Annotated in this window: 25 protein-coding genes and 1 pseudogene; 1 reads left to right on the plus strand and 25 read right to left on the minus strand. The window is 68.0% G+C overall.

What is annotated here, in order from left to right:
- Nucleotides 1-109 precede the first annotated feature (109 nt).
- From ACUKCB_RS08225 to ACUKCB_RS08345, 25 genes and pseudogenes are all read right to left on the minus strand, one after another.
- A complete protein-coding gene (locus ACUKCB_RS08225) occupies nt 110-1,021 on the minus strand; it encodes a methyltransferase domain-containing protein (RefSeq protein WP_473039902.1) in 912 nt (303 codons plus the stop codon).
- On the minus strand, nt 1,018-1,779 hold the full coding sequence (locus ACUKCB_RS08230; RefSeq protein WP_473039903.1) for a phosphoadenosine phosphosulfate reductase domain-containing protein: 762 nt from the start codon (nt 1,777-1,779) through the stop codon (nt 1,018-1,020). The genes ACUKCB_RS08225 and ACUKCB_RS08230 overlap by 4 nt, the downstream gene beginning before the upstream one ends.
- Complete coding sequence (locus ACUKCB_RS08235; protein ID WP_473039904.1) at nt 1,773-2,432, minus strand: hypothetical protein; 660 nt, start codon at nt 2,430-2,432, stop codon at nt 1,773-1,775. The genes ACUKCB_RS08230 and ACUKCB_RS08235 overlap by 7 nt, the downstream gene beginning before the upstream one ends.
- Nucleotides 2,432-2,998: a hypothetical protein gene (locus tag ACUKCB_RS08240; protein ID WP_473039905.1), complete on the minus strand. Its 567-nt coding sequence runs from the start codon at nt 2,996-2,998 to the stop codon at nt 2,432-2,434. Before ACUKCB_RS08240 ends, ACUKCB_RS08235 begins: the two co-directional genes overlap by 1 nt.
- Nucleotides 2,995-3,912, minus strand: coding sequence for a hypothetical protein (locus ACUKCB_RS08245; protein ID WP_473039906.1), 918 nt, complete (start codon nt 3,910-3,912; stop codon nt 2,995-2,997). The genes ACUKCB_RS08240 and ACUKCB_RS08245 overlap by 4 nt, the downstream gene beginning before the upstream one ends.
- Nucleotides 3,909-4,217, minus strand: a complete 309-nt coding sequence (locus tag ACUKCB_RS08250) for a hypothetical protein (protein WP_473039907.1) — start codon at nt 4,215-4,217, stop codon at nt 3,909-3,911. Before ACUKCB_RS08250 ends, ACUKCB_RS08245 begins: the two co-directional genes overlap by 4 nt.
- A 196-nt stretch (nt 4,218-4,413) precedes the next feature.
- Nucleotides 4,414-5,325, minus strand: coding sequence for a hypothetical protein (locus tag ACUKCB_RS08255; RefSeq protein ID WP_473039908.1), 912 nt, complete (start codon nt 5,323-5,325; stop codon nt 4,414-4,416).
- Complete coding sequence (locus ACUKCB_RS08260; protein WP_473039909.1) at nt 5,322-5,702, minus strand: LuxR C-terminal-related transcriptional regulator; 381 nt, start codon at nt 5,700-5,702, stop codon at nt 5,322-5,324. Before ACUKCB_RS08260 ends, ACUKCB_RS08255 begins: the two co-directional genes overlap by 4 nt.
- Nucleotides 5,702-6,322 carry a type I-E CRISPR-associated protein Cas6/Cse3/CasE gene (locus ACUKCB_RS08265; RefSeq protein WP_473039910.1) on the minus strand — a complete coding sequence of 207 codons (621 nt, stop codon included), beginning with the start codon at nt 6,320-6,322 and terminating at the stop codon, nt 5,702-5,704. Before ACUKCB_RS08265 ends, ACUKCB_RS08260 begins: the two co-directional genes overlap by 1 nt.
- Nucleotides 6,323-6,503: 181 nt before the next feature.
- On the minus strand, nt 6,504-6,665 hold the full coding sequence (locus ACUKCB_RS08270) for a hypothetical protein (protein WP_473039911.1): 162 nt from the start codon (nt 6,663-6,665) through the stop codon (nt 6,504-6,506).
- Nucleotides 6,662-6,922 (minus strand): hypothetical protein, encoded by a 261-nt coding sequence (locus ACUKCB_RS08275; RefSeq protein WP_473039912.1) that lies wholly within the window; start codon nt 6,920-6,922, stop codon nt 6,662-6,664. Before ACUKCB_RS08275 ends, ACUKCB_RS08270 begins: the two co-directional genes overlap by 4 nt.
- Complete coding sequence (locus ACUKCB_RS08280) at nt 6,919-7,080, minus strand: hypothetical protein (protein ID WP_473039913.1); 162 nt, start codon at nt 7,078-7,080, stop codon at nt 6,919-6,921. Before ACUKCB_RS08280 ends, ACUKCB_RS08275 begins: the two co-directional genes overlap by 4 nt.
- Nucleotides 7,073-7,279, minus strand: a complete 207-nt coding sequence (locus ACUKCB_RS08285) for a hypothetical protein (RefSeq protein ID WP_473039914.1) — start codon at nt 7,277-7,279, stop codon at nt 7,073-7,075. Before ACUKCB_RS08285 ends, ACUKCB_RS08280 begins: the two co-directional genes overlap by 8 nt.
- Nucleotides 7,276-7,467: a hypothetical protein gene (locus ACUKCB_RS08290; RefSeq protein ID WP_473039915.1), complete on the minus strand. Its 192-nt coding sequence runs from the start codon at nt 7,465-7,467 to the stop codon at nt 7,276-7,278. Before ACUKCB_RS08290 ends, ACUKCB_RS08285 begins: the two co-directional genes overlap by 4 nt.
- A 77-nt stretch (nt 7,468-7,544) precedes the next feature.
- A pseudogene (locus ACUKCB_RS08295) lies at nt 7,545-7,994 on the minus strand (single-stranded DNA-binding protein); the annotation flags it as partial.
- Complete coding sequence (locus tag ACUKCB_RS08300; RefSeq protein ID WP_473039916.1) at nt 7,994-8,293, minus strand: hypothetical protein; 300 nt, start codon at nt 8,291-8,293, stop codon at nt 7,994-7,996. The gene ACUKCB_RS08300 and the pseudogene ACUKCB_RS08295, both read right to left, overlap by 1 nt.
- A complete protein-coding gene (locus tag ACUKCB_RS08305) occupies nt 8,293-8,721 on the minus strand; it encodes a hypothetical protein (protein WP_473039917.1) in 429 nt (142 codons plus the stop codon). Before ACUKCB_RS08305 ends, ACUKCB_RS08300 begins: the two co-directional genes overlap by 1 nt.
- Complete coding sequence (locus tag ACUKCB_RS08310; protein ID WP_473039919.1) at nt 8,714-8,911, minus strand: hypothetical protein; 198 nt, start codon at nt 8,909-8,911, stop codon at nt 8,714-8,716. The genes ACUKCB_RS08305 and ACUKCB_RS08310 overlap by 8 nt, the downstream gene beginning before the upstream one ends.
- Nucleotides 8,904-9,086: a hypothetical protein gene (locus ACUKCB_RS08315; protein ID WP_473039920.1), complete on the minus strand. Its 183-nt coding sequence runs from the start codon at nt 9,084-9,086 to the stop codon at nt 8,904-8,906. Before ACUKCB_RS08315 ends, ACUKCB_RS08310 begins: the two co-directional genes overlap by 8 nt.
- Complete coding sequence (locus tag ACUKCB_RS08320; protein WP_473039922.1) at nt 9,079-9,333, minus strand: hypothetical protein; 255 nt, start codon at nt 9,331-9,333, stop codon at nt 9,079-9,081. The genes ACUKCB_RS08315 and ACUKCB_RS08320 overlap by 8 nt, the downstream gene beginning before the upstream one ends.
- A 154-nt stretch (nt 9,334-9,487) precedes the next feature.
- The gene (locus ACUKCB_RS08325) at nt 9,488-10,174 is read right to left on the minus strand and encodes a DNA cytosine methyltransferase (RefSeq protein WP_473039923.1); all 687 of its coding nucleotides are present in this window, start codon (nt 10,172-10,174) and stop codon (nt 9,488-9,490) included.
- A gap of 5 nt (nt 10,175-10,179) precedes the next feature.
- Complete coding sequence (locus ACUKCB_RS08330; RefSeq protein ID WP_473039925.1) at nt 10,180-11,547, minus strand: replicative DNA helicase; 1,368 nt, start codon at nt 11,545-11,547, stop codon at nt 10,180-10,182.
- The gene (locus ACUKCB_RS08335) at nt 11,544-12,137 is read right to left on the minus strand and encodes an ATP-binding protein (protein ID WP_473039926.1); all 594 of its coding nucleotides are present in this window, start codon (nt 12,135-12,137) and stop codon (nt 11,544-11,546) included. Before ACUKCB_RS08335 ends, ACUKCB_RS08330 begins: the two co-directional genes overlap by 4 nt.
- Nucleotides 12,134-13,030, minus strand: a complete 897-nt coding sequence (locus ACUKCB_RS08340; protein WP_473039927.1) for a helix-turn-helix domain-containing protein — start codon at nt 13,028-13,030, stop codon at nt 12,134-12,136. The genes ACUKCB_RS08335 and ACUKCB_RS08340 overlap by 4 nt, the downstream gene beginning before the upstream one ends.
- Nucleotides 13,031-13,056: 26 nt before the next feature.
- The gene (locus tag ACUKCB_RS08345) at nt 13,057-13,263 is read right to left on the minus strand and encodes a hypothetical protein (protein ID WP_473039928.1); all 207 of its coding nucleotides are present in this window, start codon (nt 13,261-13,263) and stop codon (nt 13,057-13,059) included.
- Between the two features lie 112 nt (nt 13,264-13,375).
- Between ACUKCB_RS08345 and ACUKCB_RS08350 the strand changes: the two genes are divergently transcribed.
- The gene (locus ACUKCB_RS08350) at nt 13,376-13,621 is read left to right on the plus strand and encodes a hypothetical protein (RefSeq protein ID WP_473039929.1); all 246 of its coding nucleotides are present in this window, start codon (nt 13,376-13,378) and stop codon (nt 13,619-13,621) included.
- The last annotated feature ends 6 nt before the right edge of the window (nt 13,622-13,627 follow it).

Below are 13,627 nucleotides of genomic sequence, written 5' to 3' on the forward strand. Positions count from 1 at the left end.
TGCTGGTCGACCCCCCAGTGTTCCAGCGGCCCCGGGCTGTCCCACCCGCATGGGACTCGGGGTGTGGTCTACCTGTGATGATACCGGATTTGCATGAATAGGCTCTGTTTCATGCTTCTGGGGTATGGGTGGCGGTGGTGGCTGCCCGCCGGTCGCCTTGGATGTAGGTGTGGGCGTACTGGTGGATCCTCGTGGCGGATCGGGTGGGGGTCCATAGCCGCCAGATCACCCCGAATTTGCCGCCCAGCGGGGCAGCGATGATGGTGTCGTTGACCAGCGCGAATCCGGCGTGCTCGTGGGCGTCGTCGACTCGGGCGGGGAGGCGTCGTAGATGTCCGGCCTTGTCGCGGATGTCCCCGGTGATCCAGGTGACGAACCGGTCGGGTTTGAGGATGCGCGCACACTCACGGGCGATGGTGTTAACCGTGTTCACGTATTCGTCCCAGTCCATGACGGACAGGTCCGCCGGGTGGTCGGAGTAGCGTTCGAGCTGGTGGTAGGGCGGGCACGTGAACACGTAGTCAGCCCAGTCATCGCGGTAGCGCGGCAGCACGTCCTGCGCGGACCCCACGATCCACTCAGCGGACCCGGTGACCAACCCCCGCTCCTGCCACACCCGGTACTGCTCTCGGTTCGCCTCCACCTGCCGCTCCGACAGGTCCACCCCGGTGTAGTGGTAGCCGCGCACCGCTGCCACCAGCCCGCGGGTGGCGCCGCCGGCGAACGGGTCGAGGATGCGCCCGCCGGGCGGACAGTACCAGTGGTAGTGCAGGTCGGTCAGGTGGGGGTCGAACACGCTGACTGCGCGCTGCCACTCGATGCCAGCGGTTTTGGAGATGGTGGGCCAGATGGTGATGTGGTCCCGGCCAGCGTCCCCGGTGAGCCCAGCGGCGGCCCACGCCTTCTTCCGGGCCTGCCACGGGCCGCGTGCGGCTTGGAGGACGGAGAGCGGGGTGACGTCGCGGGGTTCGAGTGGGGGTGGTGGGTCGGTGAGGATGAGCGGCGTCTGGTCGGTGGTCATGCGGCCTCCCACATGTGGGTGCGCGCTTTCTTCGCCGCGGCGAGCACCTCCGGGTAGTAGGTGTCCTCCCATGTGGTGTGGTCACGCCCGTACACGGCGGACTGGGGTGGTGTGGCGGTCCCGAGGGGGTGGACACGCAACCACGCCCGGTCGTACCAGCCGCCCTGGGTCATGGCGTAGACGGGGTGCAGGGGCAGGCCCTCGCGGTGGGCGTAGGCGAACACCTGCCCGGCGTCCCACTTGCCGATGGGGCGGCAGGTGTTCTTCGTGACGAGGCCGCGGTGCCCGATGCTGATACGGCGGATCTTGGATTCCTGCGCACGCACCCCGGACACGTACCGGCCTTGCAGGGTCTCTCCGAGGGCGTCTTGGGTGTCGGCGTGTTCGTGGCCGGGTTCGAACCGGAGCGGCACACGGAACGTGTAGGTGTGCTCTTCGTAGCGGGCGCCGGGGTGCGCGGCGAGGAAGGCGTCCCGCACCTGTTCGCACTCGGGGGTTTCCACATCGCGGGCGCGCGCCCACACGAGTTTCGCGCTGGGGTCGGCGAGCAGCGCGATGTGCGCGGCGACCACGCTGTCTTTCCCCCACGAGGTGGAGACGGTGTAGTCGCCTGCTGCGGCGAACTCTCGGACCGCGTGGATGCCGTCGTCCTGGAGGCGGTTGAGTTTGGGGTCGCGGGAGAGTACGTCGTCGTAGTGTTCGCACCGTTCCCATTCGGCGCGGTCGCGGCCGGTGAGCCTTGGGGAGTCGATTAGCACGCGGGCACCTTCCTGGTCTGGTGGTGGTAGGGGGCGCGGATGCCCTGCATGCGTCCGTCCGGGTGGGGCATGGTGCGGTCCCTCCAGGCGTCCCGGTCGTGGTGGTCGGTGACGTCCCAGCGGAGGATGCGGCCGTGGCCGTGGCGTCCCAGACGCCCGAGCGACCACACCCGGTCGAGGAGGGCCCGGAGGGGTTCGACCTCAGCGAGCGCGAACCACACCACCTCGGAGATGAGCGTGGCCGGCAACGGGGTGTCACGCGCCTTCATCGGGCCAGCCGACAGGTGGTGCTTCCGATCCGGGGCGTACCGGGCCATCTCGTCAACGGCGGGGCGGCGGCGCATCGCAGACGTGGCGTACCCGGCCGGTTCGTAGACCGCGCGGGAGCACGCCCAACCCCACGTGCCGTCCTGCTCCCAGGTGGCCAGCGGCAGGGCGAAGTCGACCGCGCTGGTATCGGTCATGGGCGGGAGCGCGTCCGTGCCGTGCTGTGCCCGGTACTGCTGGTAGGCGCCCCAGGACAGCGGACCGTCCAGGTGCGGCGGGTGCACGTCGAACCCAACCACCGGGGTGGACAGGTGCGCGACCACTCTCACCGGGGCCCAACGCGGGTCAGCGGTGGTGTCGCCCGGGGGTTCACTGATCGTGTCCATCAGACACGCCCCCACTCGCGCAGCACCGCCATGACGTGCCTCGCGTCCTCCAACGCGTTGTGCTGACCGGACTCCTGCTCCTCGTACAGCCACCCGTGCTCGTCCACTTCCTGCTGGAGGTCGCGGGTCCACATCGGCAGCCCGTCGGGGAGGTCGATCATGGACCCGTACAGCCAGCAGTGCACGACGTGGTCGTAGGCCCCGTAGGACGCCCACAGCTCGGGGGCGCTGTCGCCCGCGAGAAGGAAGTCACGGACCTCGTCGGCGATCTGCTGGTGCGGCTTCACCCGGCGGTCGCCGAAGTCGACGCTGAGGGAACGCGCGGGGATGTAGTGGCGGCGGTCGCCGCGGATCTGCGGCAGTGACGGGATGACGTTGTCCATCAGCCACTGGTGCTCGCGGATGGCTCGGACGGGCATGTCGGCGTTGACGGCGTAGTACTCGCGGCCGTCCTCGCACACGATCCCGATGCTGATCAGCTCGATGGTGCGCACCCGGCGGCCGAACGGCCACAGGCCCGCGTAGACGGAGTGCTCGATGAACTCGGTGTCGAAGGCGTGAATCATCCGGTCACCTCCGCCAGGAGCGCGAGAACCTCGTCGCGGTGGTCACGCAGGTGGAACTCGTAGGCGGACCGCAGCGCGCCAGTACTGAACGGCAGGTCGTCGGCGATCGCGCACTGCCCGTGCCCGGTGGAGCGTTTCCCGCCGAGGTTGATGATCCGACGCCCGTCGATCTCGGGGGCGGCCTCATCGAGCGCGGTCGCGAGCGCCGCGACGTGCCCTTCGGTGGGGGTGGCCAGGTGCAGACCGGTGGACAGGGTCGCTCCGGCTTTGATGACCTGCTGGTCGTAGATCATCTGGACGGTGTCCATGGTCTGGTCGAGGCCTTCGGCGAGGGCGATGAACCGGTCCACCGGGGTGCCGACCACGTCGTGGCGGGTCCCGAACGTCTCTGTGCGCAGGGCTCCGTTCGGGAGCTTCACGTGCGGGTGGTCCGCGAGTCGGGCGGGGAGCCGGGCAGCGTTCTCGGAGCAGACGAGCTCCACGTCGTCGGCCCACAGGGTGCCGGCGGTGATGTCGGACTGGGCGGAGTAGCCGAGCATCCCCAGGCCGGGGAGGAGCTGGTGAACCCGCCGGTTGAGGTCGAGGTTGGCCTGACTGCCGGTGGTGGTCAGCGCCCCGCCAGAGATCAGCAGGTCGATGACGGACTTGGGCAAGGACCGGTCGGGGACTTCCAGGGTGCGGAGTAGGTGCCAGGCGAGCGCAGCCCGCAGGGTGTGGCGGACGCTGTTGCCCGACACGTAGGGGACACTGGCACGCCTGCCGTCGGGGGTGATGATGTCCCTCGTGCGGAGCAGCTGGGTGTTGCCGGACGTCCCGGCCCCGTGCGAGATCGGGGAGAGCGCGGTGAGGGTGAGGGGCAGGTGGATGTCCTCGACGGCAGCGAGCGAGGTGAAGTCAGGGGCGACGGCGGTCATCGGGTCTCCTCAATGGGCTCGAAGGTGTCAGCGAACGGGCCCGGCTTGCACGGGTAAAACTCGCCCCGGGTTCCTCGAATCACGTAGTCACCGAGGGACACGGTCATGGTGCCTTCGAGAGTGGAGATGGCGATCGTGTGCGGGGTGTCGCCGTTGTGCTCGGAGCACCGCGTGGGGTTGGAGCACGTGTAGGTGGCGGTGCCGTCGTTGGCGAGGATCCAGTCGATGATGGGGCGGGCGCCTTCGGCGGTGCCGTCCCACTGCATGGCGGTGATCTCGACGGGCTTCTTGCGGTAGCGGGGCATCTACTTGGCCTTCCTGCTGGTGCGGATCATGCGGGTGATACTGGCCAGGTGAGGCGCATTGGAGGCGCACAGCTCACGCCACTCCGCGAACACCTCCGAGTCCGCCAACTCCCGGGTGAGCTTGCCGACTTCCTCGCACGTTCGCGCCGACAGACTGGTGTGGATCTCCAATTTCCCTGCGGCGGTCGAGACGGCCTCACCGAAAGAGGTCGAGCTGGACGCCGCTGTCTCCAGCGCCGTCTTCGCCCGGTCCCACCACCGGGTGCTGCCGATCGTGTCCACGTCCGCGCTGTTCAACATCGCGTCCAGGAAGCGGACCGCCCGCTGCTCCTGCGGGGTGAGCGCCGACATCAGGTCCGGCGGCTGGGAAGTCGTGGGCGTACTCATCAAGGTGCTCCTTGGTTGGGAGGAAAACAGCGAGGTGCAGCAGCGGCGACGACCGCCACGGGGCCAGGACAGCGGAGTGGTGACCCCACAGGGCAAGGTCGTCCGGGGTCTTGAAGCGGGAGAACGACGGGTCGAGGTGTTCGATCTCATCAGCGGAGAACCCGGCCCGTCGCAGGGCGACGACGTGGGCGAACACGCGCCGGAAGTCGGCCGGGGTGGCGTCGATGTCCAACGCGTCCATGCGCACCCGCCACCGGCCTCCCCCGTGGTTGATGACGGAGTAGGGGGTGGTGTGCTTCTGGCCCGACTCCGCGATGGACACCACCCACTGGCCGGCGGGCGGGTGCGCGAGCGTGTCGACCACCGTGCGCATGTCGGCGCGGCTGGTGAAGTGCAGGTGATCCCCAGCGAAGACGGCCTTCGGGTTGCTGGCCGGGAGCACCATGTCCTCGCGGGCCACGATGGACCACATGCGGATCTGGTCCATGCCCTTGCCGGTGCAGCACCACGCACAGGCTTCACACACCCGGGACGACTTGGCGCGCAGGTGGGCGGGGTCGGTGAACGACTTGCCTTCCAGCCATTTTTTCGCCGGGGCTGTCTGCTCCTGGTGGCGGGCGCACATCGCGCAGGTTCCGGGGGTGTCGGTCACTCCGAGCGTGGGCCGGTGCGGGCGGCCAGCCAACTCCCACACCATCACCGGGGCGGACGCATACGTCATGCCGTCACCTCCAACGACATGTAGCCCAGCCGAAACGCCGTCGCCACCACATGAGCCCGACCGCGGCAACCCCACCGCTTCGACAGGTTCCGCCAGTAGTCCCGGACTGTGTGAACACTGACGGAAAGCTCCTCCGCGATCTCATCGTTGTCACGGCCCTGAGCAGCAAGCGCGATGACCTGGAGTTCACGTTCGGTGGCGTGCGGGTGCTGCCCGAGCCACACGTGTGCTTCGGCGTTCTTCGTGCGCAGGGTCCGCTCGGCGTCCTCGATGGCGTGCTGGAGATCCTCGGGCAGACGGAGATGGCAGGGGGTGCACCGCATCTCGACTTTGGAGATGGGGCGGGAGCAGCCGGGGCACTTTTTGGGGGCGGTCATCAGGCCACCTCGCTGGCCAGGAGGAGCCCGCACCCGAACGCCTTACCCGAGCCGACACCCGCGTGGAGGAGGGCGGCGAACGCCTCCTGGTCGGTGACGGTTCCGGTTCCGGTGGCCATGTACCGGGTGTGGGTGATGGTGTTCCCGGTCCTGGGGTTGTGGCCGGTCAGGGAGCGGGTGCGTTCACACGCGGTGACGGTGACCTCGGACAGGGGGCCGGTGAGTTTGCGGGTCACCCAGTCGGGGGCCTGCCCTTCGGGGAGCGGGACCCGTTTGGAACGGCCGATGATCCGCCCGTCGTCGCCGCGCGGCCCGGTGGCCTTGCACGGGTTCGCGACCAGCGCCCACTCCACACGCGCCCCCGTGTGGGGGATCAGGGAGGTGGTGGTGGACACCCGGGCACGGTCCGGCAGGGCATCCTCCACGAGGTGGGGTGCGCGCACGACCAGGGTTTCCGGGGCGGGGAGCGCCCACAGGGGCCGGTCGTACCCGTCTGTGAGGGACGCGACGAGCCGGTGTAGGTAGTGGGAGTCGCGGCGCAGGCGCGGGATGCGGATGGTGTGGAGCACGTCCGTGTGGGGGGACGTGGTGGGTGTGGACCCTACGTGTGTGGGGTGCATACCAGCGATGATACCTAAAGTGCATGACTTTCTTTATGTTGATGCTTTTTGGGTATCGTTGCTGGTGTCCGAGTTGATGGGGATCACGGAGGACGGGGCGGGGTACCCGGTGGGTGCCCCGCTTTTCGTGTGCGGGCATGGGTGGGGCCCGGCGGTTGGCCGGGCCCGGGTGAGTGCGGGTTCAGTTTTGGGTGCGTGCGTGTTTGATGATGTCGGCGGCGTCGAGCATGCCGAGGGCGCGGCTGTCGTCGTCCACGTCGCGTGCGGTTTCGCGGATGGTGCGTTCGAGCCGGTGCAGGTGGTCGTTCACCTCTTGGGCGATGCGGTCGCGCAGGTCGTTCACTGGTCCTCCAGGGTGCGGATGGTCGGGCAGGGGCTCATGGTTCCGCAGGCGGAGCAGTACTCCTCGTTGGCGGGGCCGCGCTGCTGAGGGGCGTGCAGGGCACGGATGCGGGCGACGGCGTTGACGGCCGCCACGATCTCCGTGGCGAGTTCTTCGGTGAAGACGGTGCCGACGGGCGGGTCCCAGTTGGAGGGGTTGGGGCCGGTCTGTTTGTACAGGTGGAGCTTGACTTTCCGGCCGGTGCGGAGCTTGGTCACTTGCCGTCCTCGTAGTGTCCGTGTTCCTGGTCGTGGCGGGTCAGCGCGTCTGCGGGGTCGGGCGGCAGGTGCACGGTGGTCACAGGCCGGGGTGGGGTACGTTCGGCGGCTTCGTAGGCGTCGGCGTCCGCGGCTTGCCGGGTGGTGCGCTCACCCATCGGTGTCCTCCGTGATTTTGCTGGTCGGATGGCCGTGGGCATTGCCGAACACCTTCCTGTAGTTGGCGACGTCCTCGCTGGTGAGGGTGGAGGCGTCGAACCGGTCGGCGTAGTTCATGCTTTTGGTTTCTCGGCGCATGGTGCAGGCGAGGTAGAGCTCGGCGGCGGTGAGGTTGCGGGTGACTGGGGTTTCGCTCACTGGGTGTCCTCCTCGTAGGGGCTGTGTCCGCACTCTTCGCAGATCGCCCATTCCCCGACCCGGAGCGGCCCGCTGGGCAGCAGGGCGTAGATGTTGCATCGGGTGAGGGTGGTTTTGAGGCAGTGCGGGCACCAGTCGTGGGTGGGGGCGTCGACGTGCATGGTGGCGTTCTCGTGGGTGTCTGCCATGTGCCCTCCAGGGGGCTGGTGGGGCGGACCGTGGCCCGCCCCGGGGTTGGTGGTCAGAAGGGAGGGGCGTCGGTGGTCTGCTGCCCGAACCCCTGCTGCGCGGGGCTGTACCCTCCCTGCGGCGCGGACGGGGCACCGAACCCGCCGCCCTGACGTCCCGACGGCGCGTTCTTGGTGACCTTCGCGGACGCGCTGCGCAGAGCCGGGCCGACCTCTTCCACGTCGATCTCGAACACGGTGCGCTTCTCGCCCTCACGCGTCTCGAAGGACCGCTGCTTCAACCGGCCCTGCACGATGACGCGCATGCCTTTCTGCAGGGTCTCGGCGCAGTTCTCTGCCTGCTGCCGCCACACAGTGCAGGTCAGGAACATGCTCTCGCCGTCCTTGAACTCGTTGGCCTGCCGGTCGAAGGTGCGGGGCGTGCTGGCCACACGGAAGTTGGCCACGGCCACGCCCGAGGGCAGGAACTTCATCTCCGGGTCGTCGACCAGATTCCCGACGATCACGATCTGGGTTTCGCCAGCCATCAGTTCTCCTTGAGGTTGTCGGGCCATACGGGGTTCGGCATGGGCGCGGGCGGGCGCGGGGTCGGGTTGCGGTACTCGCGGAGCCGCCGCCAGGTGCGCACGGGGTGGGTGGCGAACATCAGCCCGATCCACGCGGCCCCGAGCGCGTCGGAGGTGTGCTTGCGGTACCAGGGCAGGTGGCGGGGGCTGTTGCGGCGTCCCCAGTCCTCCAGCCGGTAGCCAAGTTCGCGGAAGGGCCGTGTCCGGCCGATGGTGTAGGCGAGCACCATGCAGGCGAGCCAGATGAGCGCGAGCCCCATCACGCCTGCCCGGTGATCTGGTTGAGCGTGTGGGCGCACTCCCGGGTGTCGCACATGTCCAACTTGACGCCGTGCGGGCAGGGTGCGGCGCCCGGGTCGTTGGCGGGTTCGTTGAGCAGGGCGCGGGCGGTCTTGATGGCGGCGCACGCGGACTTTTCCCACTGGCAGTCGTAGGTGCTGTGCTCTTCCTCGTGCTGCTCCAGCCAGTCGGCAACGTGATGTGCCGTCTTGGGGTCCCACGCGGCGACGTGCAAGGCACGGGTGGGGCGGAAGGAACGCCCGATCAGGCGGGACCACCAGCCGCGTTCGTCCTGTTCATGAACCTCGAAGGTGGTGAGGTTGTTGGTGTCCATGTCCCATTCGGCGGGGTCGCCTGCGAGGTAGCGGACGTGGGCGGCGGCCCGACGCAGCAGATCAGAGTCAGACATCAGAGGGCTCCTTCTTGAGCTCAGCGATCTCGGTGAGCAGACGGTCGTTCTCCTCGCGCAGCTTCCGCATGGCCCCGCGCAGCTGGTTGTTGGTCTTGTTGGCGTCTTCGAGGTACTGCTCAGCGGCGCGGCGCCCGTTGACGGCGTCGGCGATCTCTTCGTGGAGAGCGAAGATGCGGGGATCAGACATCGGGGGTCTCCTCGCGGTCGATGCGGGTCAGCGGCCCGTAGGCGTGACGGATGGCCTGCATGGTGACCCAGTCGGGGTACTCGTCGGGGTCATCCGTGAGCAGCACGGGGCCGTCACGGTCCTCCCAGACGCGGCCGTGGGTGTCCCGGTAGCGGGGGTGGGCGGCGTCATCCATCGTGGAACTCCCAGGTGTCGATCTGGCGCTTCGGGTTGCGGTCGCGAGCCTTGCTCCGGTGACGGAGGCGCGCGGCCACGCTGCGGACATACCGGACCTCAGCGGCCGTGAGTCCGTTGATGCGCCACCGGTTGATGGCGTTGTGGAGAGCGGCACCAAAGGCGACGATGGCCACCCCAGCGATGACGAGTGCGAGAGCCGCGAGGATCACTGCGGCGGACCACATCAGGATGACTTCGTAGGACATAACCCCTCCTGGGGCTGTGGTGCGCGTGGAGCGCTCATGAATGTTGAGCCTAGGTCGTGGTGCCGACAAACCCGTGGGGCCGTCAGCGTGCGAATGGTGGACGTGTGAGAGCATTGGGGGCGCGCCCCGCCAGGTACCAGCTGGCGGGGCGCACTCATGTCAGCGGCAGTGCGAGCTGCCCCGGACAAAGCTCCGCGGCAAGCCGCCCACCGATCCACTCCGTGTACGCCGGCGGAATCGACTCGGTCAGCTCGTGATGAACATCCGTCCACCCGATGCCCTTCGCGGTCTGCATCTCCCCCACGGACGCTTTGCCGCCACCCTTGCCGTAAGCCGCCACATAGGGGCCGTCGAAGTACTCACCGTGCCGCCAGCCGCGGACCCGGCCGCGGTGCGGTTTGTGCGCCGGCTGGACGGTGGCCCACCCTCCGAGCTCGAACACCCGGTGTTGCAGGACTCCGAGCCCGAACTGTTCGCCGCACAGGAGCAGGTCCCGCCGGAGTGGGGATCCGGGCACGTTCTCGATCACGAACGGCCGGCCCGCGGCTTCCAGTGCGGTTCGGGTGGCGGGGATCAGGTCCGGGTGCGAGCGTCCGGCCGCGGCGTTGCGGGTTGCGTTGGTGCCGCGGGTGGGTGCCGAATACGACTGGCAAGGCGGGGACGCGTGGATGGCGTCGAACTCGTGGCCGTGGGAGCGCACGAACTCGATGGCGTCGCCCTGGTGGAAGGTGAACGGGTAGTTGGGCTGGGGGTTGATGTCCACCCCCACCACGTCGAACCCGGCCCGGTGGTAGCCCATGCCAGCCCCACCGGCGCAGCAGAACAGATCCAGGATGCGCATGCCCATCACGCGCCCTTCGCCGGGCCGAAGTGCGCCACCCCGGCCATGTCCACGATCCGGGAGTAGTGGCCCTGCATGGCGCACACCACCTCGCACCCGCCCCGGCCGTTGCGGTTCTTCTCCACCAGCAAGTCGATCTCCCCCGCCCTGGGTGACTCCTTGTCGCGGGTGTCCTCCCGGTCCAGCAGGATCACCACGTCGGCGTCCTGCTCCAGGCTTCCGCTTTCGCGTAGGTCCGAGATCTGCGGGCGCTTGTCCGTGCGCTTCGTCGACTCACGGTTGAGCTGGCTGAGGACGATGATCGCGACCCCGAACTCCTTCGCGAGCTTCTTCAGCCCACGCGAGATCGCTGACACCTCCTGCTGGCGGCTCTCCCCCTTGGGGCCGTCGAACAACTGCAGGTAGTCAACGATCACCAAGTCGATCCGGTGGGTGCGGGTGTGCTTACGCAACCGGGACCGCATGTGCGGCAGGCTGATGTTGAAGTCGTCGGACATCCACAGCGGCGACCGGTCCCACACCTCCTTGACGCCCATGACCCGAGCCCAGTCGGTTTCGTCCATCTGCTTGTCACGCAGCCGGGACAGCAGCACACCGGCCTCAGCGGCCATGACTCGCTGCCCGAGCTCCAGGCGGGTCATCTCCAGGGAGAACATCGCCGTACCGACCCCGCGGTGCATGGCGTTGTAGCGGGCGAAGTCAGCGGCGACCACACTCTTGCCGACAGCGGGCCGGGCGCCCACGATGACGACCTGGCCCGGCTTGACGTCAGGCATGACCTCCCGCAGGTCCGCATACGGCGGGGCGACCGGAGCGTAGACCTCTGCGGCGTCCTGGTCGTCCACGACCTCCTGGAACACCTGGTCGAGCTTGACCAGACCCACACTCTCGGTGTCCTGCAGGGTCTCGACCTCGCTGATGAGCTGCTCAGCACGCGCCACCAAGTCAGCGAGATCCCCTTCGCCCCGGTAGCCCAGCGACGCGACCGTGGTACCGACCTCAACGAGCTTGCGCAGCACCGCCACGTCCGACACCCGCTTCGCGGCGTACCCGGCGTTCGCCGCGGTCGGGATCTTCTCCGTCAGCTCGATCAAGTAGGGGGCTCCCCCGTACCTGCCTGCCTCCCCGCGCCGCTGCAGTTCGGCGTCGACCGACATGGCGTCGACCGGGTCGTTGCGCGAGTCCAGGTCCACGATCGCGTCGTAGATCATCTGGTGTGCGGGCCGGTACCAGTCACCGGGGCGAATAATCCCCACCACCTGGCGGACCGCGGCCCGGGAGATCAGCATCCCCCCGAGGGCCTGCTGCTCCGCGAGCTCATCGAACGGGGGCTTGCGCACATCCGTCGCGGGGGCTTCTTCGATCATCGTCATGCGGCCCTCCGACGGTCGGTCTCGCCCATGGCCACGAACGTCGCCCCATCGGACAGGCGGGACGCGGCCCTCTCCTCCAGCAGCTCCTTCAACTTCGGAGAGTTCGTGGTCAGCCCGGTGATCCGGTCGTGCTTCCAGCGTTCGTTGATGAGCTTGTGCAGGTTGTCGGAGTCCCAGCCCTGCATGCCGACAGCGCCGATGTCGTCGATGCCGAGGAAGTCGGCGTCCAGCCACACCTGTTCGGCGTCCTTGTCGCGGTCACGCATGGCCGTTTTGATGTCGTAGGCGTCCACGATCTCGAACCGGCCCCGCCACCCGTTGCGGGTGAGGGTTTCCCCGGCCTTCCACAGGGTCCAGGTTTTCCCGGCGCCGACACCGCCGACGAGGACGAGGCCGCCGGTGGCGGTGCCGCGGTAGAAGTCACGGCACCAGTTGAGGACCTTGGGGTGGAGTTCTCCGTCGGGGGAGAACTTGGCGGGCCGGCGGGCGAGGAAGGTGTTGGTGCGGTGTTCGGCCTGTTCGCGCAGGACGGACTGTTGGGCTTCGGCGAGGTGGGCGGCGAAGTCGTTGGGGTCGAAGGTGTTGGTCACAGGATGTTCCTCAGTTCTTCTTCGGTGAGGCTGTTCCAGTAGTCGGCGTCGCCGATCTCGTCACGGGAGCCGCCGACGACGCGGAGGTTGCTGCGGCGGTTCTGGTTGCGGCGCTCCTCGAACTTGCGGGCGTTGCGCATCCACGTGTGCCAGGCGCGGTTCCAGTCCAGGAACGTGTTGCCCTTGGATCCGTGGTGGTCGAGGAACTGTGCGGTCTCGAAGTCGATGTCGATGGTGGGCACGTTCTCCTTCGCCCATGCGCGCATTCGGTCGGTAATGGGGAAGTGCTCGGGGGCGTGAGTCCTCTTGGTCGCCTTGTTGGGCTTCTTGGGTTCCTTCGGCTTCTCTTCTTTGTCGGCGGGGGCGTCGTCGAGATCGGGGAAGAGGTTGTCGCTGTCGGCGCCAAAAGAATGAGGAGACTGAGGAGACTGAGGAGGAGGGTCTGCCTCTCGTCCGGGCTTTGCGGACTCTCGTCCGGGCTTTGCGGACTCTCGTCCGGGCTTTGAGTCGCCTTTGGCCTGCTCGCCGTCCGGGCTTTGAGCCCGTGAAAGGTCTGCCTCTCGTCCGGGCTTTGGTGCCATGAACGCCCTCTCCGGGAACACCGGGATGAGATACGTCGTCCGGTTCCCCTTCGCCGCGAATACCGGTCGCCCTTTCCCGTCGACGCCGATCGGCGTGCGGATCTCGATTCCGGCTTTGGCGAGGCGCCGCAGGGCCTTGCCGACCGAGTCCGGGAGTAACCCAGTCCTGTGGGAGAGCAGGTCCATCCCGAGATAGCTCTTGCGGGTCCTCTCATTGGCGTCATCGGCGATGACAGCGAGAACCAGGCGCGCGGCGGCGTCGAGTTCGGTCGGCGCGTTTTGTAGTACGTGCCGGTAGAGCTCGTAACCCATGTGCGGCCCCCCGTTGGTGGTGTTGGTCAGGTGCGGTTGTGGAACCAGCCGACGGTCCACGTGTGGCCGCAGGTGTGGCGGTAGCGGGCGACGATGCCGCTGGGGGTGTGGCGGATCCGCGTGGGCAGGGCGGTGTAGTTGGCGCGGTCGGTCTCGGTTGGCATGCAGTGGTCGCAGGCGTCCCGGTACTGGTCGAGGTCGGTCTTCGGGGGTGCGTGCGTTCGGACGGTCACGGCTCCTCCTTCAAGGGCGCTATGCAACATTCTATGTGGCCACTCTATACGTTGCCAACTCTTATGTCGCCACCTTAGACTTGGCCACATGTTGCTATGCGAAACTGTCGCCATGACAGACACCGACCTCACCGAGATCCGCGAAGCCAACGCCCGCATCGAGCAGGCCGAAGAGAAAGTCCGCCGGGAGCGCCTGGAGCTGGGCCGTGTCATCGCCCGCCTGCGCTCCCGCGGCGTGAAGCAGACCGACATCGCGAAGGAACTCGACATCACCCGCGAGCAGGTGCGCCGACTGGAGAACGCGTGGCACGAGGCAGTGAAGGCGGGGCTGGTGTCTGACGCTGACCTGGACAACTGACCTCCT

Source organism: Nocardiopsis moroccensis (assembly GCF_055763695.1).